This window comes from Armatimonadota bacterium (genome assembly GCA_031459765.1).
GTDB classification, from domain to species: Bacteria; Sysuimicrobiota; Sysuimicrobiia; order Sysuimicrobiales; family Kaftiobacteriaceae; genus Kaftiobacterium; species Kaftiobacterium secundum.
This window is the reverse complement of sequence record JAVKHY010000001.1, coordinates 115,771-141,054: the sequence shown is the minus strand read 5'-3', so window position 1 is coordinate 141,054 and position 25,284 is coordinate 115,771. Positions and strand designations below refer to the sequence as shown.

At 69.9% G+C, this 25,284-nt stretch carries 22 protein-coding genes; 9 read left to right on the top strand and 13 right to left on the bottom strand.

The annotated features are described in order from the left end of the window. Positions 1-37 precede the first annotated feature (37 nt). The 4 genes from QN141_00625 to QN141_00610 all read right to left on the bottom strand — a co-directional run bounded on the left by QN141_00625 (position 38) and on the right by QN141_00610 (position 5,814). Complete coding sequence (locus QN141_00625) at positions 38-3,289, bottom strand: molybdopterin dinucleotide binding domain-containing protein (protein MDR7556976.1); 3,252 nt, start codon at positions 3,287-3,289, stop codon at positions 38-40. Next, entirely contained in the window at positions 3,290-4,420 is a 1,131-nt protein-coding gene (nrfD, locus tag QN141_00620) for an NrfD/PsrC family molybdoenzyme membrane anchor subunit (GenBank protein ID MDR7556975.1), read from the bottom strand. It lies immediately after the preceding gene. Positions 4,421-4,430: 10 nt separating this feature from the next. After that, on the bottom strand, positions 4,431-5,375 hold the full coding sequence (locus QN141_00615) for a 4Fe-4S dicluster domain-containing protein (protein MDR7556974.1): 945 nt from the start codon (positions 5,373-5,375) through the stop codon (positions 4,431-4,433). A gap of 115 nt (positions 5,376-5,490) precedes the next feature. Next, positions 5,491-5,814 carry a carboxymuconolactone decarboxylase family protein gene (locus tag QN141_00610; protein ID MDR7556973.1) on the bottom strand — a complete coding sequence of 108 codons (324 nt, stop codon included), beginning with the start codon at positions 5,812-5,814 and terminating at the stop codon, positions 5,491-5,493. Between the two features lie 225 nt (positions 5,815-6,039). Here QN141_00610 and QN141_00605 point away from each other — a divergent pair, with 225 nt between their 5' ends. The 7 genes from QN141_00605 to hybB all read left to right on the top strand — a co-directional run bounded on the left by QN141_00605 (position 6,040) and on the right by hybB (position 11,089). After that, positions 6,040-6,399: a metalloregulator ArsR/SmtB family transcription factor gene (locus tag QN141_00605; GenBank protein ID MDR7556972.1), complete on the top strand. Its 360-nt coding sequence runs from the start codon at positions 6,040-6,042 to the stop codon at positions 6,397-6,399. Continuing rightward, entirely contained in the window at positions 6,389-7,438 is a 1,050-nt protein-coding gene (locus QN141_00600; protein ID MDR7556971.1) for a permease, read from the top strand. Before QN141_00605 ends, QN141_00600 begins: the two co-directional genes overlap by 11 nt. A 13-nt stretch (positions 7,439-7,451) precedes the next feature. Continuing rightward, positions 7,452-7,712 carry a thioredoxin family protein gene (locus QN141_00595; GenBank protein MDR7556970.1) on the top strand — a complete coding sequence of 87 codons (261 nt, stop codon included), beginning with the start codon at positions 7,452-7,454 and terminating at the stop codon, positions 7,710-7,712. 21 nt (positions 7,713-7,733) lie between these two features. Further along, positions 7,734-8,486, top strand: a complete 753-nt coding sequence (locus tag QN141_00590; protein MDR7556969.1) for a DUF364 domain-containing protein — start codon at positions 7,734-7,736, stop codon at positions 8,484-8,486. Between the two features lie 236 nt (positions 8,487-8,722). Further along, the gene (locus QN141_00585; GenBank protein ID MDR7556968.1) at positions 8,723-9,019 is read left to right on the top strand and encodes a hypothetical protein; all 297 of its coding nucleotides are present in this window, start codon (positions 8,723-8,725) and stop codon (positions 9,017-9,019) included. Positions 9,020-9,032: 13 nt separating this feature from the next. Beyond that, a complete protein-coding gene (locus QN141_00580) occupies positions 9,033-9,926 on the top strand; it encodes a 4Fe-4S dicluster domain-containing protein (GenBank protein MDR7556967.1) in 894 nt (297 codons plus the stop codon). Then, entirely contained in the window at positions 9,923-11,089 is a 1,167-nt protein-coding gene (gene hybB, locus QN141_00575) for a Ni/Fe-hydrogenase cytochrome b subunit (protein MDR7556966.1), read from the top strand. Before QN141_00580 ends, hybB begins: the two co-directional genes overlap by 4 nt. 35 nt (positions 11,090-11,124) lie before the next feature. Here the strand turns inward: hybB and QN141_00570 are convergent, their stop codons facing one another. Both QN141_00570 and QN141_00565 read right to left on the bottom strand, forming a co-directional pair. Next, the gene (locus QN141_00570; GenBank protein MDR7556965.1) at positions 11,125-12,054 is read right to left on the bottom strand and encodes a radical SAM protein; all 930 of its coding nucleotides are present in this window, start codon (positions 12,052-12,054) and stop codon (positions 11,125-11,127) included. Between the two features lie 47 nt (positions 12,055-12,101). After that, positions 12,102-13,100, bottom strand: coding sequence for a kelch-like protein (locus QN141_00565; GenBank protein MDR7556964.1), 999 nt, complete (start codon positions 13,098-13,100; stop codon positions 12,102-12,104). A 123-nt stretch (positions 13,101-13,223) separates the two neighbouring features. Between QN141_00565 and QN141_00560 the strand changes: the two genes are divergently transcribed. Next, the gene (locus tag QN141_00560; GenBank protein ID MDR7556963.1) at positions 13,224-17,531 is read left to right on the top strand and encodes a DEAD/DEAH box helicase; all 4,308 of its coding nucleotides are present in this window, start codon (positions 13,224-13,226) and stop codon (positions 17,529-17,531) included. 44 nt (positions 17,532-17,575) lie between these two features. Here QN141_00560 and QN141_00555 read toward each other — a convergent pair whose 3' ends face one another. The 5 genes from QN141_00555 to QN141_00535 form a co-directional block, all read right to left on the bottom strand. Next, a complete protein-coding gene (locus QN141_00555) occupies positions 17,576-18,574 on the bottom strand; it encodes a beta-ketoacyl-ACP synthase III (protein MDR7556962.1) in 999 nt (332 codons plus the stop codon). 55 nt (positions 18,575-18,629) lie between these two features. After that, complete coding sequence (locus QN141_00550; GenBank protein ID MDR7556961.1) at positions 18,630-18,821, bottom strand: hypothetical protein; 192 nt, start codon at positions 18,819-18,821, stop codon at positions 18,630-18,632. 63 nt (positions 18,822-18,884) lie between these two features. Continuing rightward, on the bottom strand, positions 18,885-19,823 hold the full coding sequence (locus QN141_00545) for an MBL fold metallo-hydrolase (protein ID MDR7556960.1): 939 nt from the start codon (positions 19,821-19,823) through the stop codon (positions 18,885-18,887). Positions 19,824-19,830: 7 nt separating this feature from the next. Continuing rightward, on the bottom strand, positions 19,831-20,961 hold the full coding sequence (locus QN141_00540) for a thiolase family protein (protein MDR7556959.1): 1,131 nt from the start codon (positions 20,959-20,961) through the stop codon (positions 19,831-19,833). Continuing rightward, entirely contained in the window at positions 20,958-21,734 is a 777-nt protein-coding gene (locus QN141_00535; GenBank protein MDR7556958.1) for an SDR family oxidoreductase, read from the bottom strand. Before QN141_00535 ends, QN141_00540 begins: the two co-directional genes overlap by 4 nt. A 62-nt stretch (positions 21,735-21,796) precedes the next feature. On the opposite strand from QN141_00535, the gene QN141_00530 reads away from it, so the two are divergent. Then, the gene (locus QN141_00530; GenBank protein MDR7556957.1) at positions 21,797-23,641 is read left to right on the top strand and encodes an AMP-binding protein; all 1,845 of its coding nucleotides are present in this window, start codon (positions 21,797-21,799) and stop codon (positions 23,639-23,641) included. Positions 23,642-23,667: 26 nt separating this feature from the next. On the opposite strand, the gene QN141_00525 is transcribed toward QN141_00530, so the two are convergent. Together QN141_00525 and QN141_00520 are read right to left on the bottom strand one after the other, a co-directional pair. Next, complete coding sequence (locus QN141_00525; protein ID MDR7556956.1) at positions 23,668-24,444, bottom strand: ABC transporter ATP-binding protein; 777 nt, start codon at positions 24,442-24,444, stop codon at positions 23,668-23,670. Next, positions 24,441-25,253: an ABC transporter ATP-binding protein gene (locus tag QN141_00520; protein MDR7556955.1), complete on the bottom strand. Its 813-nt coding sequence runs from the start codon at positions 25,251-25,253 to the stop codon at positions 24,441-24,443. Before QN141_00520 ends, QN141_00525 begins: the two co-directional genes overlap by 4 nt. Positions 25,254-25,284: the final 31 nt, after the last annotated feature.

Genomic DNA, 25,284 nt, shown 5'->3' with positions numbered 1-25,284 from the left:
CTTCTGCCCCGGGAGCCGTCCTCCTACACGGAGACCATCAGGCCTTGGTAACCTTGACCTGTGTATCGTAGAACACGGCGCTGCCACCGGTCAGGTCCACCAGCGTCGTATTCTTCAGGACGGGATCCACCCGCAGCGCGGCGTTGGCGTGCAGGCCGGTGCCGCGCCGCCGGTCCCCCTTGACCACCTTCCCGTCGATAATGACGTCGCCGGCCCCGTAGGCCCAGTGGCCGTGCCCGAGGGAGAATGCCACGACCCCCGGGCGGATCCCCTGGACGACCTTCAGCCGTCCTTCAATCGGCCGTGTGGCGCCGTTCTTGAAGTCCCAGACGCCGTCGGGGTTGGAGGCCGACCGGATCCGGACCCGGTCCCCGTCCCGTAGTCCGCGCGCGGCCGCATCCCGTTCGTTCATGAGCAGGCTGTTCTCCGGCAGCAGCGCCTGCAGCCAGTAGTTGCTGACCGTGCGGGACTTCGTGTGCATGACCTCGCGGTAGGTGATGAGGCGCAGATCGTATCCGGCCTGTTCATCGCGCAGAGCGCGGCCCGTCGCATCCACCGGCGAGGGGCGGAACACGGCCAGGCCGGGCAGCGGGGCTCCCGTCATGGAGTCCTTCGTCTTGGCCGTTTTCTCCTGATAGAAGTTGATCAGCGTCCCGTATTTGTTCTTGAGCCGTTCGCCGTCGTACCCTTGCTCGAAGTCGTCGAAGCGGCCGCCGCGATTGAGCAGGAAGACCACCCTCCGCCACAGCGTCTTGCCGACGATTCCCTCCCAGCGCGCCGGGTCGAACACCGACTTCGGCAGGTGTCGGCGCGCCTCCAGGAAGATGCGCAGTTCCTCGTCGCTGGCCTCGGGCAGCTCCTGTCCGGGTTTGTCCCCGACGGCCAGGTTCGCCGCCATGCGCAGGTACAGGTGGTCGGGATGCGTGAACGGCTGGCCGGGCCCAAAGCCGTCCGGCCCGAACCCCGGCAGCCCCAACTTCTCCGCCAGTCCCAGGATCATCGCTTCCAGCGACAGCGGCATCTCCTGCCCGTAGACGCGCACCGTCTCCGTCATCGGCGCCACGACCGGCTGGCGCACGGGCTGGACCTTCCAGATCATGTTGGGGTGCGATCCGGCGAACTCCCAGCGCTCCAGGTTGCTGAGATCGGGGAAGATGTAGTCGGCGTACATCGAGGTCTCGCCGATCACGATGTCGTTGGCCACGATCAGGGGGATCTTGGCCGGATCGGCCAGGATTTCGATGTTCGTGTGCCCGGCGGGCAGCGCGTAGACGGGCGAGCCCATGTAGATGAACAGCGCTTTGATCGGGTAGGGGTAGGCGTCGCCGGCCGAGGGGATGATCTCCTGGTAGATGTCGGAGGCAAGCGGGTACCAGGGCCGCTTCGCCGGATATCCGGCAAAGAGCGTGGTGTCCTCGTACTTCTCCCCGTGCCGGATCAGGCTGATCCCGAAGGGGCTCAGCTTGCCTTTGAAATCGGTGACGGGGAAGGGCTGCGCCCACTCGATCTCCTTGCCGTCGGGGCCCTTCACCGTGTCTTTCTTGGTGCCCGCGGGATCGTAGGTGGTCGCCTTGGCCAGTCCGCCCTTCCAGTCGTAGTTCCCGATCAGGAGGTTGAGCGTGTACCAGGCAAAGACCTGATAGAAGCCGTTCGTGTGCTGCGAAACGCCGCGGTGGATGTCGGCCACCGCGCGTTTGCCGTGGCTGGTGAACTCGCGGGCCAGGTCCACGATGTCCGCCGCGCGGATGCCGGCCAGGGCCGCCCACTGCTCCAGGGTGCGCGAGGAGGCTTCCTCCCAGAGGAGCTGGAAGGCGCTGCGGACCGGGATCTTGTTGATCTCGGTCTTCACCATCAGGTCCCCTTCGACCGCGACGGTCTCCGCGTACGGGTCGAAGGCTACCGGTTTCCCGTCCCGCAGGACGACGAAGGGGTCAAAGTCATAGACGGTCTCTTCCCCGGTCTTCTTGTCCTTGTAGACCCGCCGCTCCACCGGCAGGCCGATCTCTGAGGCCCGCAGGAACGCCCCGGGCCGGCCCTGCTCCAACTTGACCAGCCAGGTGGCGTTGCACCAGGTGGGTTCGCCGTCCGCGGCGGCGGCGGCCTTGTTGGCATTGGTCAGGTACCGCGCATCGTAGCGCCTGGACTCGATGATCCACCGGATCATCCCCAGGGCCAGGGCGCCCTCGCCCCCGGGCGCGATGGGCACCCAGCGCCAGGCCTTGGCCGCCGTCTTCGAGGCCCGCGGGTCCACCACGGCGATCTTCAGGTCGCCGTCGGCGATGCGCTGGGCGATCCGGCTGGCGCGATTGGTAACCCCGTAGTTGCCCTCCAGCGGGGAGGCGCCCACAAACAGCATGAACTCGGCCGACTGCTGGTCGCCCTGCCAGTAGAACTTGCTGCCCTTCGTCCACTTCATCTTCTTGTCGGTCTCGTCGAAGACGAACTGCTCGCTCATCGCCTTGCCGGTGAAGTACAGGGAGCCCTGGCAGACCGTGGTGTGGCCGTGGGCGTTGACCGAGCCCATGGCCTGTTCCGTAAATCGCCGGATGAGCTCGCTGCGCCCGCCCTTCAGGCGTCCCCACATGAAGACGAACTGGTTGTTCTTCGGCCCGAGGTCGGGGTGCTCGGGATCGATCAGGAGAGACAGGGCGGCGGCGTGCTTCGCGCGGAACGCCGCGAGCGGCATCTCCTTCTTGGCGACCTTCCTGGCGTCGGCGGCCAGGGCCTTCAGGACGTCCGGATCGCCGGCCGCCCGAATGGCCCGGAGTCCGTCCACGTGCCGGTGCTCTTCGCCCGGCACGTCCTTGAACAGGAGGCCGCCCTCGACGATCTCCGTGATCGCCTGCTCGAAGGGGATGGTCACCCACTTGTTCTCGCCCCGCTTCCCCGCGCGCTTGAGCACCTTGAGGAGGCGGTAGGGATCGTAGGTGGTCTGGATCGCCGCCTGGCCTTTGGGGCACAGGTAGCCGTCGACCGCGGCCGCCTGGGTCACCGGCGTGGCGAAGGGGAGGTGGGGGTTCAGGGTCCAGGGGGAGTACGGGTTCCCGTCGATCTTGGCGACCAGCCCGTCCTCGATCCGGACCTTGATGCCGCACTGCGTATTGCACTGCTGGCAGACGGAATACAGGAAGTGCTCGGGCCCGGTGACGGCGGGCGCCTGCCCCGGCGACCGGGGGGCGAGGGCGCGGGCCAGTTGGGGACCGAGCAGCGTCGATCCGCCGAGGAGTGCAGAAGACTTGAGAAAGGCGCGGCGCGAAAGTCTCCGCGGAGCTGCCCGCCGGGCCGCCATCTACGCCACCTCCCTTCGGGGCTGGAGGACGACGTCGCGTCCCAGGATGAAGGCCAGGACCGCCGCGCCGATGATGCCGACGGCGACCGCCCACTCCATGAGGCTGGGGAAGTAGTCGAACGTCAGATGGGGGCCGGAGAAGGCCGTGCTCAAGGCTTCGATCTCGGGCACGGCCAGGGCGGGGAACACGATGTTCGCCCGCGCGACCGCCAGTCCCGCCAGCACCAGCACGCCCATCCAGCCGGCCCAGGCTTCCTCCCGGGCCAGGCCGGGCCAGCTCAGGATGACGACCGGAACGAGCGTGCCCACGAGGATCTGGCCGATCCAGAAGGCCCACCAGTAGCGACCGAACAGGACCGCGTTCACCGCCTCCACGTTGTGGGGAATGTTGCCGTACAGGCTCTGGGAAAAGTCGGCCCACAGGAAGTACAGCTTGACCACAGCCAGCGCGACCGTGGCGATGGCGAGGATCCGGAGCTGCTCGCCGCGCCGGGGATCGTCGGCGGGTCCGAAGAAGGCGATCGCCGCCATCACGGCCGCCACCCCGGTGGCCAGGGAGAAGACGGGGAACTGCACCGGGAACAGTCCGACGTGCCAGAACAGACGGCTGGCCTGCACGCCGAGCAGCGCTCCGACCGCACCGCTCACGAACAGGGACAGCGGCAATCCGACCAGCATCAGCGCGCGGATCGCCCAGCTCTGCGGAACCCACAGCGCCAGGGACAGCGTGGCCGCGATCAGCAGCCCGAAGAGGGTGTAGCCCCAGACCATCTGGGCCATGACCGATCCCAGATTGGCCTGCAGGTAGACTTTCCAGATGCGGCTCATGTGGCCGATATCCAGCCACACCTGCAACAGCCCGGCGGCCAGGCTGACCAGGGCCACCCACAGGGCCAGCCGGCCGATCCCTCGAAACACCCCGATTTTGAACAACAGATCCAGGCTAGCGACCATGAACGCGCCCGCGGCGAGCCCGGCGAAAAACAGGTACATCGCCACCCACAGCCCCCACACGACATAGGAGCCGTAGGCGGCGGTCTGGTGCCCGTACCTGAGGCGGTCGACGATCCCCCAGGTTCCGATGATGAGGGACACGGCGCAGAGCCCGTAGAGCACCTGTCGCAGTCTCATCGTCTCCTCCTCAGAGCAGGTAATACACGCGGGGCCTGGTGCCCAGCTCCTCCTTCAGGCGCATGGTGTTCGGCCTGCTGATGACCTGAGCCACGAGGCTGTCGGGGTCGCTCGCGTCGCCGAAGTATGTCGCCCGGCCCACGCATGTCGTCACGCAGGCGGGCAGGACCCCGGCCTCGATGCGGTGGATGCAGAAATGGCACTTCCGCACGTTCCCGATGGGCGAGGCCTGGCCGCGCCGCTCCCGCCGCTGCTTGTACTCGTGGGCCGTGGCCCGCTCGTATCCCTCGGCGCCCGACCGACCGAGCACGGCCGGCGCGGCGTCGACGGTGCCTTCGGTGTAGGTGTGGCCGAAGTCGAAGGTCCGGGCTCCGTAGGGACAGGCTGTGATGCAGTACCGGCAGCCGATGCACTGGTCGTAGTTCATGGCCACGATCCCGTCCGCCCGGCGATAGGTGGCGCCGACCGGGCACACCGGCACGCACGGCGGGTTCTCGCACTGCATGCACGGCCGGGGCAGGAACCGCCGGGTGACGTTGGGATAGGTGCCGATCTCCTCCTCCAGAACCGGGCGGTAGACAATGCCCGGCGGAAGCTTGTTCTCCGCGACACAGGCGATGGTACAGGCGTGACACCCGATGCACCGGCGCAGGTCGATGGCCATCACCCACCGCCGCAGGTGGACCGGTTTGCGCAGGGCCCGGCGGAGGTCGGCCTGCATCCGCAGCAGCAGGTCGGGTTCGCCGACGTCGGGCAGCGGCGGGGCGGTCGCGGCCGCCGGCGGCGGGGCGGTTCCCCCGGAGACCGCCGCGGTCGTCTCCAGAATATCCAGCGCAACCATGGTCGCCGCGCCGGCCCCCAGGGTCTTGAGGAACGCACGGCGCGACGTGGCAGGGCGTGGATCGGGGGGATCGCCGGCGGGTGCAGTGTGATCCGCGGGCAGCTTCCTGGCCATGGGCTCCTCCTCGCGCAGCCTGGCAGGCTGTTGCCGCCAGCGTACAGGGGGGCCGTTGAGGAAGGGTATCGGGCCGGGACCGGATTGTCCTCCAGGCTCCAGCCGATAGCCGCGTCTAGCCCCCGGCTCGCCCGGGAGCCAGGACGTCCTCCACCCAGGTCCTGGCCGCCATCATCGACGGGAACCCGATGGTGGTCAGGGCCAGCAGCACCGCGTGCCGGATCTCTTCCGGCGTGGCCCCCGCTTCCCGGGCCAGCCGCGTGTGGGCGTGGACCGCACCCTCCAGGCGGGCACCCACGGCGATGCCCAGCTTGACCAGTGCTCTCGTCTTTGCGTCCAGGGGGCCCCAGCCGTGCAGGGCGGCACCGAGACGGTCGTAGGCCTGCCAGACCTCGGGATAGGCGGATTGAAAGGCCCGATAGGGCGCAGGGAGTTCCATCGCTCTCCTCCTTCCGGAATGGCCCGTCTGTCCAGCAGTACGCCGTGTACCGGCAACCTGCCTTCGTTGATCCCGCCGGACCGCGCCTCTGCGGGGCGCGCGCCTGATGGCCGATTCGGGGACGCCCGATCAGGTCGCGGCCCGATGCGGAGGACCCCATGGGCACCTACGATTTATGCAGATTCCTGCATGAATGCCAGGAGGAGGGTCTCTTTACCGGATGCCGTGATCGCCAGGCAGGCGCGCCTGCTCCGGACGCTCTCCCATCCCGGACGTCTGGCCATTGTTGCCGCTCTTGGCAGGGGTGAGGCCTGCGTCTGCCACCTGGCCGCGGCGCTTGGCCGCTCCCAGCCCTACGTCTCACAGCAACTGGCGATCCTGCGGGCGGCCGGCCTGCTCACCGCGCGGCGGCAGGGGACGTTTACCTACTACGCCCTGCGCGACTTCTCCGTCCTCGGCGTGGTCGATCTCGCCGGTCGCCTCGCCGGCGGCCCTTCGTTCACTCGAGCCCGACGGGCGCCGGTCCGGGGATGCGACTGCCCCGCCTGCAGGGTCGCCACAGGGGAGGAACGCCATGCTCAGTAGCGTCTTGCTCGCCGGCCTCCGGGCCGTCGGGGGCTACATCGCGTTACACGTCCTCACCTGTTTGATCCCGGCGTTCCTCCTCGCCGGGGCCCTGGTCACCTTTGTCTCAAAGGAGGCGATCATGGAGCGTCTCGGCGCCGGCACCTCCAGGGTCACGAGCTTCCCTGCGGCCGCCGGGGCGAGTTTCTTCCTTGCCGCGTGCTCCTGCACGGTCATCCCGGTCAGCAGCGGGCTGTACTACGGCGGGGCCGGCATCGGCGCCGCGTTTATCGTGCTGTGGGTGGCCCCTGCTTCCAACCTGCTGTCACTGGTCTATACCGGGAGCATCCTGGGCGGGCAGATGGTCTGGGCGCGCCTGATCACGGCACTCCTCATGGCCATGGCCGTCGGCTGGGTGATGACGGTGGCGTTCCGCAACGAGGAAGCCCGGCGCGCGAGCGCCACCTCCAACGGACCGAAGAGCCGGATCATCACCCCGGCCGACTCCGGCCTCCTGGCCCTGCTGGTCGTCTCCCTGCTGGCGCCCAACTACCTTGTGCGGTCGGGTCCCTACAGCCAGAAGGTCCTGGTCTGGGCCATCGCCACGGTGCTCGTCGCCGGCTATGGGGCCTGGAAAAAGACCCGGGCTGAGCTCCGCCGGTGGATGGAGGAGAGCTGGTGGTTCGTCCGCATGATCTTCCCCCTGCTGCTGGCCGGCGTCTTCGTGGTCGGCGTTATCGGCGCGCTGCTCCCGCGGACGTGGATCGAGAGTTATCTGGGCGGATCGGGTCTGCGGGCAGCGTTCTTCGCCACGTTGCTCGGGAGCGTGAGCTACTTCGCGACGATGACCGAAGCGCCGTTCGTACACACCCTCCTGGGATTGGGGATGGGCAAGGGCCCGGCGCTGGCCCTGCTGCTTACCGGGCCGGGACTGAGCCTGCCCAACTGGCTGGCCATCGGCCGGGTGTTCGGGGTGAGGAAGGCCGTGGTCTATGTGAGCACGATCATCGTGCTGGGGACGATCGGCGGATGGTTCGCCGGGACCTTCATCCTGCGCTGAGGGAGGGGCCACAATGATTACCGTCGAGGTGTTTGGACCGGGCTGCCCGCGCTGCCGGGCCGCGATCAAGGTCGTCCACGAGGCGCTGCGGGTGCTGGGGATGGACGCGCACGTGACGGAGATCAGCGACCCGAAGGAGATGGCTAAGGCTCGGGTGATGTTCACGCCGGCCGTACGGATCAACGGCGAGATCAAGTCCACCGGCCGCGTGCCGAGGGTGGAGGAGATGATCACCTGGCTGGCCACCGCGGCGGCGTCCGCAAAGGGCGCATGACAGCGCGCTGGAGAGATCACCGTGTCCGTCATCGATGACCTGCTCGCCTCTGTGCGGGACGGAGTGGTTCGAGATATCGTCGTCGGGGCGTTCAAGACTGCGGTGGTGGTGGAAGTGGAAGGCCTCCGCCGCTGCGGCCTGGCGTCTACTCCCAGGGACGACGATCATCACTACGGCGGTGGAGCGGCGGTGCCGGAGGCGGGCCGGCTGCTCGAGCGAAGCGCCCGCGCGCTGGCCGACCTGGCCCGGTCCCGGAGCCCGATGGAGGCCGCCATTGGCCTGGCCGCGATCAACGCCCTGCTGCCGGCGCACGAGTCGCTGTGGACGGATCTCAACGCGGAAGAGGTGATCACCGCGCACGGGGCCGGGAAGCGGGCGGTCCTGGTCGGCCACTTCCCCTTCGTCCCGGAGCTCCGGAAGCGGGCCGGGACCTTGTGGGTCCTGGAAGAGCGGCCCAGGGAAGACGACCTGCCCGCTGGCGCTGCGGCCGAGGTCATCCCCCAGGCCGATGTGCTGGCCCTCAGCGGCACGACGCTAATCAACCACACGTTCGATGCCCTGATGGCGCTCCGCCGGCCGGATGCCCTCGTCGTGATGTTGGGTCCCAGCACGCCGTTGTCGCCCGTCCTGTTCCGACACGGCGTCCACGTGATCTCGGGTGCCGTGGTAGCGGAGATCGATGCTGTCTTCCGGGCCGTCGGTCAGGGAGCCAACTTCCGACAACTTCGGCGCCTGGGGGTGCGTCTGGTGACCATGCGGAGGGGTGACAGGTAAGGGAGGGATGCAACGTCCTGCCGAGACCGACCCCTGTGCACCCTTCGACGCGGAGGTTGGGCCCCTGGGGGCGGCCACCCACCGGGTATCCGGCCACCGCGGCATTGAGACCTTTCCTACGCCAGATTCGGTAGTTCTTCCCGCCGCATGCCGGTACGTTGTCCCCCGCCATAGGGGAAGCCACCCGACGCGGCGCCATCTCCTGTCCGGTACCGTGGTGCCAGGAGGTGGCGACAATGCCGCAGACCATGCCTTCTCCCCACAGGGGGGCGGCCCAGGCCGTCTGCCGGGCCGCGGCGGCCAGTTTCGCCGTCGGCCTCCTCTCCCTGCGTGTGTGCTGGCTGCCCGGAGTGAATGTCCTCCTGGCCGCCGCTGCCGTTGCGCTCGGCGTGTTCGCGTGCTGGCAGATTCTGCACAGTCACGGCGCGATGCAGGGGATGGACGAGGCCGTCTCCGGTCTTGTGCTTGGGATCGTGGTGATTGGACTCTCCACCTTCTTCATCACCGCGCTGATCGCCGCGTGGCGGCGCTGAGGAGGGAGGTCCGATGGGGTTGACGCGTCGCGAGTTCCTCCAGCTGGCCGCGGCCAGCGGTCTCGGGGTCACCGTCCTGGGCGCGGCCAGGCCGGCGAGGGCCGCGTCGAAGGCGGGGGTGGGCATCCTCATCGATGTCGCCCGCTGCGTCGGCTGCCGGTCGTGCGAGATGGCCTGCAAGAAATACCACGGCTTTCCCGAGGAGGAGTCCGCGGACCTCGGCCCCCAGGCCTGGACCTATATCCGCACGGTGCGCCTGAACAGGGCCACCCCTCACCTTCAGCTCGGCGAAGCCGGCGCGCTCCAGCGCACCGTCAAGATCCAGTGCCGACACTGTGTGGAACCGGCCTGCGCCTCCGCCTGCCCCGTGGCAGCGCTGCGCAAGACGCCGGAAGGGCCGGTGACCTACGACCCGGGGCGCTGCCTGGGGTGCCGGTACTGCATGGTGGCCTGCCCCTTCCAGGTGCCGCGGTTCGAGTGGCACGATCGGATGCCCGAGATCAGGAAGTGCAACCTATGCGCGGAGCGCCTGGTGGAAGGGACACCGCCGGCCTGCGTGGAGGCCTGCCCCATGGAGGCATTGCAGTTCGGACCGCGTGAGCAGCTGCTGGCCGAAGCGGCGCGGCGCATCAGCAACGATCGGAGCCGGTACGTGCCGGCCATCTACGGCGCGGAGGAGGTCGGGGGGACAGCGATTCTCTATCTCTCCGACATCCCCTTCGAGGAGCTCGGCTTCCCGGTCGTCGTCCGCGAACCGCTGCCCAGCTACACCTGGCGGGCGCTGGGGAAGATCCCGGGCGTCGTGGTCGGCCTGGGGGCCACCCTGACGGTGCTGGAAGCCGTCATCCGCCGGCGCATGGAGCTGAACGGCTCCGCCCGGCGCAAAGAGGAGCGTGAGCAGCGATGAGCACGCCGCGGATCCGCTTCCGTCCCTTCCGTCTGGCCCTGTGGGTCCTGGTGCTGGCCGGGGGAGGCGCGGCGATCGTCCGCTACCTCTATGGGCTCGGCGCCGTGAGCAACCTCAGCGACCGCTTCCCCTGGGGGCTGTGGATCGGCTTCGACGTGATGAGCGGTGTGGCGCTCGCCGCGGGCGGGTTCACCATCGCCGCCGCAGTGCATGTGTTCAAGCTGCACCGGTACCACGCGCTTCTGCGCCCCGCCGTCCTCACCGGCTTCCTGGGGTACCTGCTCGTGATTGCCGCGCTGCTGGTGGACCTGGGGCGACCCTGGAACATCTGGCATCCGGTCGTCATGTGGAACCCGCACTCGGTGATGTTCGAAGTCGCCTGGTGCGTCATGCTGTACACGCTGGTCCTGGCCCTGGAGTTCGGGCAGGTAATCCTGCAGCGATTCCGGCTGTGGACGTTCCTGCGGGTGACCCAGCTGGCGTTGCCGCCCCTGGTCATCGCCGGCGTGCTCCTCTCCACGCTCCACCAGTCGTCGCTGGGCTCGCTGTTCCTCATCGTCCCGGAGAAGCTGCACCCGCTGTGGTACACGTCGCTGTTGCCCATCCTCTTCTTCATCTCCGCCGTGGCCGTCGGCCTGGCGATGGTCACCGTCGAGGCCACCCTGGCCGCCCGGGCGTTTCGCCACCGGGTGGACATCTCGCTGTTCACCGACCTCGGTCGCGCCTCCGCCGTTGTCCTCTCCCTCTACCTGGGGGTGAAGGTCGTGGACCTGGTCACCCGCCAGGCGGTGGGGCTGGTCTTCGCCGGGGGGATCGAGAGCGTGATGTTCCTGGTGGAGGTTGTGGGCGGCGTCGTCCTCCCGCTGGTCTTGCTGGCCATTCCGGGCGTGGCCCGCTCCTTGGGCGGGCTCGCCGCGGCCTCCTGGCTCGTGGTGGGGGGCGTGGTCCTGAACCGCCTGAACGTCGCGATCACCGGGATGCTGGCGGGCAGCGGGGCGCACTATGTGCCCGCCTGGACGGAGGTCCTCATCACGGCGGCGATCGTCTCCGGAGGGATCCTGGCCTACATCTACATCGTGGAGCGTCTCCCGATTCTCGAACACGCGGAGGAGCCCGCTCCGACCAGCACGGCGGCGCTGCACATGCCGGAGGCGGCCCCGTGAGGAACCTTCCGGTCGCCGGGTGGCCTCCTTTCGCGCTAGGGGAAGACGGCGCCGGCCAGGCGGTGATCCAGCCGCGTGAGGCCGACATCGAGCGCAGCGCGCACCGCGGCGGCATACTCCTCGGGGAAGAGACGGCGGTTAATCGCGGCATAACGCGGATTCCGGCCGACCTGGCCGGCCGGATGGTACTGGGCCATCACGTTCACATACGTGTTCCGGCCAAGCGTCTCGGCGATCCACCGCATGATCTGTCGGGTCTCCTCCAGGGCCCCCGGCATCACGAGATGGCGGAGGAGCACGCCGCGCCGGGCCAGGCCCGACCGGTCGATGACCAGCGGACCCACCTGGCGGTGCATCTCGGCGATGGTGCGCCGGGCCACCTCCGGATAGTCCGGCGCCTTGAGGTAGAGCCGGGCGGACTCCGGGTCCCAGTACTTGAAGTCGGGCATGTAGATGTCCACGATGCCGTCCAGCAGCCGCAGGGAGTGCATGGAGTCGTAACTGCTGGTGTTGTAGACCAGCGGCAGCCGCAGGCCCATCTCCACGGCGTGGGGCAGCGCCTCCAGGATCTGGGGCACGACGTGCTCGGGCGTGACGAAGTTGATGTTGTGGCAGCCCCGCTCCTGCAGGGCGATCATGATCTGCGCCAATTCCCGCGCACTGACCTCCCGGCCGACCTTCTGCTGGCTGATGTCAAAGTTCTGGCAGAAGACGCAGCGCAGGTTGCACATGGAGAAGAAGATCGTCCCGCTGCCGTTCCAGCCCCGCAAACAATCCTCTTCGCCGAAGTGCGGGAAGGCGCTGCTCACCACCGCATACCGGCCGATCTTGCAGAACGACCAGTGATCGGCGAGGCGATCGACATGGCAGTTCCGCGGGCAGACCTCGCAGGCACGCAGCAGCTCCAGCGCCGCCTCGGCACGCCGCCGCAGCTCGGCGTGATCCAGGCGGAGATACGCGGGCACGCCGACTGCCGCCCCGACCATAGCAGTTTCACTATAGCCCGTCGGGCCTACTCGCAGCTCACCGCCGGCCGGTAGACCTGGTTGTACAGGCTGCCGCTGCTGCCGCCGACGGCCGTCCCGCCCCCCGTGACCCAGATCAGCCCGTCGACATAGGCCGATCCCGTCACGCCGTGGACGGGAATCGGCATGTTGGGGAGGCGGGTCCAGCGGTTCGTGCGCGGATCATAGTAGTCGTGGTCGGCGAACATGCCGGCCGCGCTCTCGCCGCCCCAGACGTGGAAGCAGCCCCGGGCCACGACGCCGTTGATCCCGCTGCGCGGGCGGAGCATGGGGGCCGCCATCGTCCAGGTCCGCGTCCGGGGATCGTAGACCTCGTGCGCCGCCGACTGCTCGCTGGTGAAGCCGCCCCCGAGCCGGCCCCCGACGATGTGCAGGCGGCCGCCGATCACCGCCCCCGCGATGTGGTTGCGCTGGCTGGGCAGCGGCGGCAGCACCTCCCAGCGGTCGGCGGCCGGATCGTAGACCGCGAAGTCGTGGCCCCGCGGGGGCCGCCCGCCGGCGACGTAAATCCGGCCCTCGTGCACGAGCGCCACGCCGGCGCTGCGCGCCGTCGGCATGGGGGCCCGCGGGACCCACCGGCCCACGGCCGGGTCCAGCGCATAGACCGTGTTGACGTAGCTCTCACCCGTGGCAGTGGTCTGGCCGCCGATCAGGTAGACGAGGCCGCCGACGCTGGCGGCCATACCGTGGTTGTTGGGCTGCGGAATCGGCGGCCCCAGCTCCCAGCGGTCGCGGGCGATGTCGTAGATCTGCACCGTGCGCACCGTCTCGCGGCTCGCCGGATATCCGCCGATGACATAGAGCTTGCCGGACAGCTCGGCCAGGGCGAATTCGGAGTTGGGTTCCAGCAGGTCGGCCCGACGCCCCCACTCTCCCGGAGCCGGCCCCCTGGCATCTCCGGGAGCCGCACCGGTGGCGGAGAGGCCGCCGGCAAGGACCAGCACTGCGATCGCGCCCCCGACCGTTACCGCCCGTACTCGCCGCATGACGTTGGGCTCCCTTCGTGGATCCCCGTGGGCCGAGAGTGTAGAAGGAAAATGTGTTTCGTCCCGGCACTGGACAGCACCTGCCGGATGGCGCCAGAATTGAGGAGGTCGGAGAAGAGAGTCGTGACGCCCCCGCCGTTTCATCCACTCGTCAGCCGATGGTTCGCCGACCGGTTGGGCCGGCCCACCTTGCCCCAGGAGCAGGGGTGGACGCATATCGCCGCCGGCCGCGACACGCTGATCGCCGCCCCGACCGGCTCCGGCAAGACCCTGGCCGCGTTCCTGTGGACCCTCAACACGCTGGTCACCGCCGCCGCCGAGGGCCGCCTGCCGGACGAGACGCTCACCGTCTATGTCTCGCCGCTGCGGGCGCTGGCCAACGACATCCAGAAGAACCTGCTTGAGCCGCTGGCCGAGATCAGGCGGGCGGCCGCGGATCGGGGTCTGGACCTGCGGGACATCCGGGTGGCGGTGCGCACAGGGGATACGCCGGCGGGGGAGCGCACCCGGATGCTGCGCCGCCCGCCGCACATCCTGATCACCACGCCGGAGTCGCTGTACATTCTTCTCACCGCGGAAGGCAGCCGGCGCTTTCTGCGGACGGCCAAGACCGTCATCGTCGATGAGATCCACGCCGTGGCGGGGGACAAGCGGGGGAGTCACCTGGCCCTCAGTCTGGAGCGGCTCGATCTCCTGGCCGGTCGTCGCCTGCAGCGCATCGGGCTGTCCGCCACCCAGAAGCCGATCGAGGAGATCGCGCAGTTGCTGGTCGGCGCGGCGCGCCGCACCGCCGCGGGCCGTCCCGACTGCGCCCTCGTGGACGTGGGCCACCGCCGCGAGTGGGAGCTGAGCATCGAGATTCCCCACCAGCCGCTGACGCACCTGGCCACGCACGAACTGTGGGGCGAGATCTACGACCGGATCGTCCGGCACGTCCGCGCCCACCGGACGACCCTCATCTTCGTCAACACCCGCCGCCTGGCCGAACGCGTGGCGCACCACCTGACGATACGCCTGGGCGAGGGCAAGGTGGCCACGCACCACAGCAGCCTGTCCCGCCGGACCAGGTTGGAGGCGGAGCGCCGCCTCAAAGCGGGCGAACTCCCGGTGATCGTAGCCACGGCCTCGCTCGAGCTCGGCATCGACATCGGGCATGTCGATCTGGTCATCCATCTCGGCGCGCCGCGCGCCCTGGCCACCCTGCTGCAGCGCGTCGGCCGCTCGGGGCACTGGCTCGGGGCCACGCCGAAGGGGATCATCGTCCCGCTGACGCGCGACGAACTGGTCCAGTCCGCGGCCGCCATCCGGGCAGCGCGCGCCGGCCAGTTGGACCGGGTCCTCATCCCGAGCAAACCCCTCGATGTGCTGGCGCAGCAGATTGTCGCCACGGTGGCCGCTCAGGAGATGACGGAGTCCGACCTGCTGGCCCTCATCCGCCGGGCCTATCCCTACCGTGACCTCAGCGACGGCGAGTATGAACAGGTGCTGGCGATGCTCTCCGACGGGATCGCCGACCGCCGCGGTCGGGCCGGAGCCTTCCTGCACCGCGACCGGGTGCACGGCCTGCTGCGGGCGCGGCGGGGGGCCCGGATGGCGGCGATCACGTCCGGCGGGGCGATTCCTGATGTCGCCGACTACGACGTGATCGAGGATCCCTCCGGCGCCTTCGTCGGCAAGGTCAACGAGGATTTTGCGGTCGAAAGCATGACCGGAGACATCTTCCTGTTGGGGAACACCTCCTGGCGCATCCGCCGGATCGAGTCGGGGCGGGTGCGGGTGGAGAACGCCCACGGCGCTCCGCCCAGCATCCCGTTCTGGACAGGGGAGGCACCGGCGCGAACGCGGGAACTCTCCGATGCGGTGTCCGACCTCAGGGCCCAGGTCGCCTCGCGCCTGGCCGACCCGGGCGCCGCCGCGCGGTGGCTGATGGAGGAGACCGGGATCGAGGCGGCGGGGGCCGAGCAGATCGTCGCCTATCTCCGGGAGACCGAGGCCGTGCTGGGGACGGTCCCGACCCAGCAGACCATCGTCGCCGAGCGCTTCTTCGACGAGGCCGGCGGGATGCAGCTGGTGCTGCATGCGCCCTTCGGCGGCCGGATCAACCGCGCCTGGGGCCTGGCCCTGCGCAAACGCTTCTGCCTGACCTTTGACTTCGAGCTGCAGGCCGCGGCCACCGACGACGGCATCGTGCTCTCGCTGGGCGAGCAGCACAGCTTTCCACTGGAGAGCGTCTTCGCCTTCGTTCGCTCCCGGACCGCCCGGGAGGACCTGATCCAGGCGGTGCTGGCCTCCCCGATGTTCACGAACCGCTGGCGGTGGAACACCAACCGCGCCCTGGCCGTGCTGCGCTTCCAGGGCGGCCGGAGGGTGCCGATGGCCATCCAGCGCATGCGGGCAGACGACCTGCTGGCCGCGGTGTTCCCCGACCAGGTGGCCTGTCAGGACAACCGCAGCGGGCCCGTCACGCCGCCCGACCATCCGCTGGTCAGGGAGACCATCCTGAACTGTCTGCACGAGGCGACGGATCTGGACGGGCTCGTGGAGATCGTGCAGCGCCTCGAGCGCGGGGAGATCCGCACCGTCGCCGTGGACACGCCGGTGCCCTCCCCGATGTCCCACGAGATCGTCAACGCCAACCCCTACGCCTTCCTGGACGACGCGCCGCTCGGAGAGCGCCGGGCCCGCGCCGTGACGCTGCGCCGCACCGATCCCGACCTGGCCCGCCGTGCGGGGGCCCTCGATCCGGCCGCCATCGACGAGGTCAGGGCGCAGGCCTGGCCCGACGTCCGGAACGCCGACGAGCTGCACGACGTCCTGCTGACGCTGGGCCTGCTCCCCGAAGGCGATGCGGAGCCGTGGGCGGCGTTGGCCGGCGAGGTTGTCGCCGGAGGGCGTGCCACGGTGGCGCAGTGGACGGATGAACGCGGCGACGAGCGCCGGGCCTACGTCGCGGCGGAGCGATACCGCCAGGCGCGCGCGGTCCTTCCCGGCGCCCGATTTGAGCCGGAGATCACGCATCCCCTGCTCTGGTCGGGCAATACCGAACCCGCCCGGGATGATGTCATCCGCGGGATCGTGCAGGGGTGGATGCAGGTGGTCGGACCGACGACGGCCGCCGCGCTGGCCGCCAGGCTGGGCCTCCCCGTCTTTGATGTCGCCGTCGCGCTGGCCGCCCTCGAAGGCGGCGGCGCGGTCCTTCGCGGCCGATTCACCCCGGATGCGGCACAGGCCGGGGGGGAGGGTGCAGACCATGAGTGGTGCGACCGGCGTCTGTTGTCCCGCATCCACCGGCTGACGCTCGGGCGATTGCGCCGCGAGATCGACCCCGTGGCGCCCGCCGAATTCATGCGCTTTCTGTTCCGCTGGCAGCACGTGCAGCCCGGCACCCAGCTGCACGGCCGGGACGGCGTGGCCGAGGTCATCGGCCAGCTGCAGGGGCTGGAGCTGCCGGCGCCCGCCTGGGAGGAATCCATCCTTCCTTCGCGCGTCCGACTGTACGATCCGGCCGACCTCGAATACCTCACCCTCTCCGGCGCGGTCACCTGGGGCCGCCTCACCGTCGGCGGTTCGGAGGAGGGTGAGGAGAAGCGGCCGGGACGCCACCGCCAGATGCCCGGACGCAGCTCACCCCTCGCCTTCACCCTGCGCGAGGACCTGCCGGTCTTCTTCGACCTCTCCCGAGACCTCGAGGACTCCCTGCGGGGGCTCTCCCCGGCCGCCGGCGATGTGGCGCGCTTCCTCGCCCAGCGGGGGGCGTCCTTCCTGACCGACATCGTCACGGGGACGCGGCGGATGCCCTCCGAGGTCGAAGAGGCGCTGTGGGAACTGGTGGCCCACGGCGTGGTCTCCGGCGACGGCGTCGCGGGGCTCCGCCGGCTCCTGCAGGGCGGCGCCCGACGCCGGCGGCAGCACCGGCTGCGCCGGCCTGCCGGTGTGCGCGCGCACGGGCGCTCCCTCCCGGTGGGACGGTGGGCGCTGTGGCGGCCCGCCGCCGACGTGCGGCGCGAAGAGCGGGAGCAGAGGATCGCCCGGCAGCTGCTGCGCCGGTACGGCGTCGTCTTCCGCGACCTGCTGTTCCGCGAACGGCTCGCCCCGCCCTGGCGCGCGCTCGTTCAGATCTACCGGCAGTGGGAGGCGCAGGGGCAGATCCGCGGCGGCCGGTTCGTGGCCGGCCTGAGCGGCGAGCAGTTCGCCCTGCCGGAGGCGGTGGAAGCGCTGCGGGCCGTGCGCCGGGCCCCCGAGGATTCGGACGTCGTGGTCATCTCCTCCGCCGACCCGTGCAACCTAATCGGGGTGATCCTCCCGGGCACGCGGGTGCCCGTCTCCTCCGGACTGGCCATCGCCTTCAAGAACGGTATTCCGGCGGAGGTCGCCCCGCTGGGAGCCCTCCTCAGCCGCCTCCGCAGCGAGCGCGCGATCCGGGGCATCTAGACGACGGCCGTGACGGGATCGGTTCGTCGTCCTGTGCCCGCTCCCTAACGGCCCCAGACGAGAGCGCAGGCGGCATAGGTGAAGCCGCCGCCGAAGGCGGCCAGCACCACGCGGTCGCCCTCGCGGATCTGCCGGGACCGCACCGCTTCCCACAGGGCGATGGGCACGCTGGCCGCCGAGGTGTTCCCGTACTCCTGGATGTTCACGACGAACTTCTCAAGACTCACGCCCAGCTGGTCGCGGATCGACTCGATGATGCGCAGGTTGGCCTGGTGGGGGACGAACCGGTCCACGTCGGCCAGACGCCAGCCGGCCTGCCGGACCGTGGCGCGGATCAGCTCCGGGATGGTGCGGACGGCCAGCTTGAACACGGCCTGCCCGTCCATGGTGGCGCGGTGCAGTTTGCGCGCGATGGCCTCGCGGGTAATCGGCAGGCGCGAGCCCCCCGCGGGGACCTTGAGCACCTCGCCGGCCGAGCCGTCCGCGCCGACCCTGCCGCTGTGGATGCCGCGCCCGTGGGTCGCCGGTCCCAGCACGGCGGCCCCCGCCCCGTCGCCGATCAGGACGCAGGTGCGGCGGTCGTCCCAGTCGATGAGACGGCTCAGGGTCTCCGCACCGATGACCAGGACGTGGCGGACCACTGCGGCCTGGATCAGCTGCGCCGCGGAGATGAGCCCGTAGACGAAGCTCGAGCACGCCGCCAGGAGGTCAAAGGCCCCCGCCCGTCTGGCGCCCAGGCGGTCCTGCACCAGGCAGGCGGTGGCCGGAAAGAACATGTCCGGCGTCGCCGTCCCGACGATGATCAGGTCCAGGTCTTCGGCCGCGATGTCGGCTTCGGCCAGGGCCTGTTCCCCGGCCGCCACCGCCAGATCCGAAGTGGTCTGATCGGGGTCGGCGATGTGCCGGCGCTTGATGCCGGTGCGGGCGGTGATCCACTCGTCGGTGGTGTCCACCCTGCGGGCCAGGTCGTCGTTGGTGAGGACCCTGGAGGGAATGCAGACCCCGAGCCCCTGGATCGCCGCGCGCACGGGTGCCGACGCCATCCCCGTTACGTTCTCCGGCCCGGGGGCGGTTCCTGGCGGTCCGTCTCTGCCCCGGCTACAGGTTGCGGTCGGCCCAGGCCAGCACCCGCCAGCCGAGCAGGGCGGCAAGGGCCCCCGCCAGGAGCCACACAAACGCCGCCCTCCTCCGCCGCCGGCTGCCGTTCTCCGCCCCAAACAGCCCCCAGGCCGACGGGTAGAGGTCCCGGGCCGAGGCTCTTCCGGTTTCCACAGTCGTCCGGACGGGCATGCCGATCGGGATTCTCCAGCAAGAATCCGGCCACGGGCAGGAATCCGGCCGGACGAAGGGGGGTCAGCGGGCGCGGAACCCGAAGGCGACGCCCCGGCGGACGGCCTGGACGCGCTTCTCCTCCGCGAGCAGATCGAGGTGACCGATGACTTCGGAGAGGGCCAGGGTCAGGTTGATCTCGTCCAGGTGCTGATAGAGTTCCCCGGTCAGCTCGAACAGGGTCTTGGGCCGGCGCCCCAGGCGGCGGTAGATCTCTTCTTTGCGCTGCTCGTGGTGGCTGATGAGTTCCCGGATCCGGGCCCCGGGGTTGCCGATCGTTGCGCCGTGGCCGGGATGCGCCCGCTCGCAGTTGAGCAGCAGAATCCGCCGCAGCGACTGCAGGTAGCGGGGGAGCATGGCGATGCGCCGCCCGTCCTCCGTGAACTCCACAACGGGGTTGGGACTGATATCGGCCAGGAGGAGGTCTCCCGCGATCAGGACTCCGTCCAGGTGGAACAGGCACACATGCCCGATGGAATGACCCGGACAGTGCAGGACGCGCCAGCCGTCACCGGCGATCTCCACCGTGGCGCCGTCCTGGAGCGGACGGAACTCCGTCACCGGATCGAACAGCGTCCGCACCGCGCGCATCCGGTCCAGGAACGCCGTCAGGAAGGCGTCGGGGAGACCGGAGAGGAGGAAGTGCCGCCGCAGGTGATCGCCGACCCAGCGTGCGCCGGCCAGTTTCGGCCCTTCGGCGGGGTGGGCGTAGATCTCCGCGCCGGAGCGGTCCCGGATCCATACCGCGTTGCCGAAGTGATCGGTGTGGCCGTGGGTGAGAATGATGCGGCGGATCTCCTCCACCCTCCGGCCAGCGCGGGCCAGGCCGTCCTCGAGCGCCGCCCGGGCCGCCTCCGTCTTGGGGCCGGCGTCGATTAGCGTCAGCGGATCGCCCTCCAGGAGGTAGGCGTTGACCGGTCCGACGGGAAACGGCGTAGGCAGTTCGATCCGGTGCACCTGCATGCGCAAATCAGAGTCGCTCGATCACCGTGGCCGTGGCCATCCCCCAGCCGATGCACACGACCTGCAGGCCGTACCGGCCGCCGCGGCGCTCGAGTTCGTGGAGCAGGGTCGTGGCCAGACGCGCCCCCGAGGCGCCCACGGGGTGCCCCAGGGCGATGGCGCCGCCGTTGGGGTTGACGCGGGTCATCTCCGGCTCCAGGTCCGCCGCCCAGGCCAGGACCACCGGGGCGAAGGCCTCGCTGATCTCCACCACGTCCATGTCGTCGAGCCGCATCCCGGCGCGGGCCAGCGCCCTGCGGGTGGCGGGGACGACGCCGGTGAACATGATCACGGGATCGCTCCCCACGACGGCGCGGGAGACGAGGCGGGCCCGCGGGCGGCACCCGAGCTCCTGCGCGCGCCGCTCGCTCATCAGCAGCAGCGCCGCCGCGCCGTCGCTGATCTGCGAGGAGTTGCCTGCTGTGATCACCCCCTGGGGATCGAAGGCCGGTTGGAGCGCGGCCAGTTTTTCCAGCGAGGTGTCCCGGCGGATGCCCTCGTCGGCGGTGACCGTGACCCCGTCTTTCCCCGCGACGGGGAGGATTTCCCGGTGGAACCGCCCCTCGTCGGTGGCCTGCGCGGCGCGCCGGTGGGACTCGAGGCTGTAGCGGTCGCACTCCTCCCGTGTCAGGCCGTAGCGGCGGACCAGCATCTCGGCGGCCACGCCCTGGTGTACCAGCCGGTAGCGCTCCAGGAGGCGGGGGTTCCACTCGCCGTAGTCCGCCCCGAGCTTCACGCGGCTCATGCTTTCCACCCCGGCGGCGATGACCACCCCGGCGTCGCCGCTTTCGATGGCCTGCGCGGCGAAGTGGATGGCCTGATGGCTGCTGCCGCACTGCCGGTTGACGGAGACGGCGGCGACCTCCACGGGAAAGCCGGCCAGCAACGCCGCCGTCCGCGCCACGTTGGCGCCCTGCTCGCCCACCTGCGTCACGCAGCCGGCGATGACGTCCTCGACGGCCCCCGGGTCGATCCCCGCCCGGGCCACGACCTCCTGCAGCACCGCGGCCAGCAGGTCGTCGGCGCGGATCTCGGACAGCGCCCCGCCGCGCCGCCCGATCGGCGTGCGCACTGCCTGGACGATGACGGCCGCGTTCACAGCGCCAGCAGCCCTCCGTCAATGGCGAACACCTGGCCGGTGATGTAGCTGGCCGCCTCCGAGGCCAGGAACACGGCCGCGCCCTTCACTTCGCCGGGGCGGCCGATCCGCCCCATGGGGATCATCGCCGTGATGGCCTGCCCGGCCCGCTCGATGACCTTCTCCGACAGGCGGGTGGGGAACCATCCCGGTGCGATGGCGTTCACGGTGATGCCGTGGCGGGCCCACTTCACGGCCAGATCTCTGGTCAGGGCGATGATCGCCCCTTTGCTGGCGCTGTAGGCCACGGCGTCCATCACCTCGGCCGGCTGGCCGGCCAGCCCGGCCAGCGAGGCCACGTTGATGATCCGGCCGTAGCGCCGGGCGATCATGCCGCGCCCCACGGCCTGGCACATCAGGAAGGTCCCCGTGGCGTTCGCTTCCATCACCTCATGCCACTTCTCCAGCGGCATCTCCTCCGCGGGCGCGCCCCAGGCCCGGCCCGCGGCGTTGACCAGGATGTCGATGGTGCCGAATCGACGCGTCACCTCCTCCACTACGCGCTGGACATCCCGGCTGTCCGCCACATCTCCGCTGACGGCCAGGCAGTCGACATCCAGGGCCCGCAGCCGCGAGGCGGCGGCATCCAGCCACTCGCGCCGCCGGGCCGTGATGGCCACCCGCGCGCCGGCCTGCCCCAGCCCCTCGGCGATCTCCAGACCGAGGCCCCGGGAGCCGCCGGTGACCAGCGCGGCGCGGCCGTGCAGGGAGAACAGCTCGGCCGGGGACGACATGCGGGGATGCGCTTCTACAGGAGGCAGGGGTTACCTTCCCGGCGGCGTAGAGGTACCGCACCATGGCCCTGGTGCAGCGTCCGCCGGCCATCCCGAGGCCGGTCCCCGCCGAGACCCTGATGGGCGTCTTCTTTGCCCAGGCCGAGCGCCTGGCGGACCGGGTGGCCCTGCGTCGCAAGGAGTTCGGCATCTGGCAGCGCATCACATGGCGCGACTACGCCCGCAACGTGCGCTGGGTGGCCCACGCCCTGATCGCCCTGGGATTGCAGCCCGGCGAACGGGTCGGCATCCTGGGCGAGAACCGCCCGGAGTGGCTGTACAGCGACCTGGGGATCCAGAGCGCCGCCGGGGTCTCGGTGGGAATCTACGCCACGAACAGCCCGGAGCAGGTGCGCTATATTCTCGATCACTCCGAAGCCCGGTTTGTCATCGTGGAGGGCGAGGAGCAACTCGACAAGTTGCTGGAGGTGCGGGGGAGTCTTCCGCGCCTGCAGCGGATCATCGTGATGGATCCGGAAGGACTGCGCACGTTCTCCGACCCCCAGGTGATGATGTTCGGAGAGTTCCTCCGCCTCGGCGAGCAGCACCTGCGCCGCCACCCCACGGCCGTGGAGGAACGCCTGGCGCAGGTCTCCCCCGGCGACGTCGCCCTCCTCATCTACACCTCGGGTACCACAGGGCCGCCGAAGGGGGCGATGCTCACCCACCGCAACATCATGTGGGAGGTGGCCACGGCCTGCGAGGGGGCCATCCCGGCCCGGGAAGGCGACGAGCTGCTCTCCTACCTGCCCCTGGCACACATTGCGGAGCGGTCGTTCTCCATCACCATCCCGGTGTACCGCGGCTGTACGGTGAATTTCGCCGAGAGCCTGGAGACCGTGCCCCAGAACCTGCGCGAGGTGCGGCCCACGATCATCTTCGGGGTCCCGCGGATCTGGGAAAAGCTGCACTCCGGCATCGTCCTGGGGATGAAGGACGCCGACGGGGTGAAGCGGCTGGCCTTCGCCCTCGCCGTCCGGGTGGGCAAGGCCTACGCCTCCGCCAAACTGATGAAGCGCCGGCCGTCGCTGGCGCTGCGCGTGGCCTACGCCCTGGCCCGCCTGACCGTCCTGGCCCCGCTGCGCCACCGGATGGGGCTGGACCGGGCGCGCATCGCCCTGTCGGCCGCGGCGCCGATCTCGCCCGAGGTGCTGCGCTTCTTCTGGAGTCTGGGCCTGGAGATCCGGGAGATCTACGGCCAGACCGAGGGCTCGGGCCTGACCACGGCGCACCCCATCGGCGACGTGACGCTCGGCACGGTGGGCAAGCCCATCGGCGGGATCGAGGTCCGCCTGGCCGAGGACGGTGAGATCTGCGTGCGCAGCCCCGGCGTCTTCAAAGGCTACTTCAAGGACCCCGAGCAGACGGCGAAGACGATCATCGACGGCTGGCTGCACAGCGGCGATGTGGGGGAGTTCGACGCCGAGGGCAACCTGAAGATCACCGACCGCAAGAAGGACATCTTCATCAACGCCTACGGCAAGAACATCGCCCCGCAGTATATCGAGAACAAACTGAAGTTCAGCCCGTTCATCAACGACGCTGTGGTGATCGGCGACGGCCGCAAGTACCTGGTGGCGTTGATCGTCATCGACGAGGACAACGTGGGCAAGTGGGCCCAGGAGCGCCGCGTGCCGTTCACCACCTTCACCGATCTCACCCAGAGTCCCGAGGTGCGCAAGCTGATCGCGGCCGAGGTCGAACAGGTCAACAGGACGCTGTCCTCCCCCGAGCAGGTCCGGAAGTTCGCCCTGCTCCCCAAGCGCCTCTACCATGAGGACGGCGAAGTCACGCCGACGATGAAGGTCAAGCGCAAGGCGATCATGGAGAAGTTCGGCGACATCGTCGCCGGTCTGTACCGGGACTGACCGGGGGCGCCGGCGAGGGGGACCCCTCAGGCCCAGCGGCGGCGGATCTTGTAGCGTTTCCACCCTTTGATCGACGGCTCGCGGGAGACGCCCAGGTACAGTTCCTGCACGTTGGGGTTCTGGGCCAGGTCCTGCGCCGTCCCTTCCAGGACCAGCCGGCCGCTCTCCAGGACGTAGCCGTAGTGGGCGATGGAGAGCGCCATGTGCGCGTTCTGCTCCACGAGCAGGATCGTCGTCCCCAGCGCATTGATCGCGGCGATGGTCCGGAAGATCTCCCGCACCAGCAGCGGCGCCAGGCCCAGGGAGGGCTCGTCGAGCATCAGCAGGCGCGGCCGCATCAACAGGGCCCGGCCGATGGCCAGCATCTGCTGCTCGCCGCCGGACAGTGTGCCGGCCAGCTGGCCCCGGCGCTCCCGCAGGACGGGGAAGAGGCCGTGGACGTACTCCAGGTCTTCGCGCAGCGCGCCGTCGCGCCGGCGGTAGCCGCCCAGGCGGAGGTTCTCCTCCACGGTGAGTTCGGGGAAGATGCCGCGTCCTTCCAGGACATAGCCGATGCCCAGGGCGGCGATGTCTTCGGGATCCAGACCGTTGAGGCGTCGGCCGGCGAACTCGACCAGGCCCTTCTCCGGCTGGTCGGGGATGAGCCCCATGATGGTCCGCAGCAGGGTCGTCTTGCCCGCGCCGTTCCCGCCGAGCAGGGCCACGATGCGGCCCTCGGGGACCTCCAGGGAGATCCCGCGCAGGACGGTCAGCCGGCCGTAGTAGGCCGTCTCCACATTGGCCAGCCGCAGCAGGACGCTCACGCCGGGGCTTCTCCCAGATAGGCCCGGGCCACCTCGGGGTTGGCCTGGATCTCGGCCGCCGTGCCCTGGGCGATCTTCACACCGTGGTCGAGCACGGCGATCCAGTCGGAGATGCCCATGACCAGCTTGAGGTCGTGCTCGACCAGAATCACGGTGATGCCCATCTCCTCGCGGATGTCTTTGATCCGGAAGACCAGGTCCGCCTTTTCCTCCGCCGTCATGCCCGACGACGGCTCGTCCAGGAGCAGGAGCTTCGGATCGGTGGCCAGCGCCCGCCCCAGTTCCACCAGCCGCTGGCGGCCCAGGGGCAGGTCGCCGACCCGACGGTGGCGCGCCTCCTGAAGGTCCAGGAAGTCGAGGATCTCCTCGGCCCGCCGCCGGTGGGCCACCTCCTCCCGCCGCCACGGCGGCAGTCCCAGCGCCGCCGCCGCGAACCCGCTGCGGAAGTGCAGGTGGCGCCCGAGCAGCAGGTTCTCCAGGGCGGTCATGCGCAGGAACAGCTCGACGTTCTGGAAGGTGCGGGCGATGCCCAGGCGCGCCACGGCGTCCGGCTTGCGGCCGACCAGGCTGTGTCCGGCGAAGGTGATCCGGCCCCGGTCGGGGCGATACAGGCCGGTGATGCAGTTGAAGAGCGTGGTCTTCCCGGCGCCGTTGGGGCCGATGACCGAGATCAGGGCCCCGGCGGGCACGCCGAGCGTGACGTTGTCGAGAGCCACGATGCCGCCGAAGGCGATGGACACGCCGTCCACCAGGAGCAGGGGAGAGGCCGCCTCCGGCGGAGGTTGACGGGTCGGAACGGCGTCGATCACGTCGGAGCGCGGGCGGGGATGACCCCTCTCA

Excerpts from the sequence above, each read along its gene's own strand:
- QN141_00625 (MDR7556976.1), bottom strand. The coding sequence starts at position 3,289 with ATGGCGGCCCGGCGGGCAGCTCCGCGGAGACTTTCGCGCCGCGCCTTT.
- nrfD (MDR7556975.1), bottom strand. The coding sequence starts at position 4,420 with ATGAGACTGCGACAGGTGCTCTACGGGCTCTGCGCCGTGTCCCTCATC.
- QN141_00615 (MDR7556974.1), bottom strand. The coding sequence starts at position 5,375 with ATGGCCAGGAAGCTGCCCGCGGATCACACTGCACCCGCCGGCGATCCC.
- QN141_00610 (MDR7556973.1), bottom strand. The coding sequence starts at position 5,814 with ATGGAACTCCCTGCGCCCTATCGGGCCTTTCAATCCGCCTATCCCGAG.
- QN141_00600 (MDR7556971.1), top strand. The coding sequence starts at position 6,389 with ATGCTCAGTAGCGTCTTGCTCGCCGGCCTCCGGGCCGTCGGGGGCTAC.
- QN141_00595 (MDR7556970.1), top strand. The coding sequence starts at position 7,452 with ATGATTACCGTCGAGGTGTTTGGACCGGGCTGCCCGCGCTGCCGGGCC.
- QN141_00585 (MDR7556968.1), top strand. The coding sequence starts at position 8,723 with ATGCCGCAGACCATGCCTTCTCCCCACAGGGGGGCGGCCCAGGCCGTC.
- QN141_00580 (MDR7556967.1), top strand. The coding sequence starts at position 9,033 with ATGGGGTTGACGCGTCGCGAGTTCCTCCAGCTGGCCGCGGCCAGCGGT.
- hybB (MDR7556966.1), top strand. The coding sequence starts at position 9,923 with ATGAGCACGCCGCGGATCCGCTTCCGTCCCTTCCGTCTGGCCCTGTGG.
- QN141_00565 (MDR7556964.1), bottom strand. The coding sequence starts at position 13,100 with ATGCGGCGAGTACGGGCGGTAACGGTCGGGGGCGCGATCGCAGTGCTG.
- QN141_00555 (MDR7556962.1), bottom strand. The coding sequence starts at position 18,574 with ATGGCGTCGGCACCCGTGCGCGCGGCGATCCAGGGGCTCGGGGTCTGC.
- QN141_00550 (MDR7556961.1), bottom strand. The coding sequence starts at position 18,821 with ATGCCCGTCCGGACGACTGTGGAAACCGGAAGAGCCTCGGCCCGGGAC.
- QN141_00545 (MDR7556960.1), bottom strand. The coding sequence starts at position 19,823 with ATGCAGGTGCACCGGATCGAACTGCCTACGCCGTTTCCCGTCGGACCG.
- QN141_00535 (MDR7556958.1), bottom strand. The coding sequence starts at position 21,734 with ATGTCGTCCCCGGCCGAGCTGTTCTCCCTGCACGGCCGCGCCGCGCTG.
- QN141_00530 (MDR7556957.1), top strand. The coding sequence starts at position 21,797 with ATGGCCCTGGTGCAGCGTCCGCCGGCCATCCCGAGGCCGGTCCCCGCC.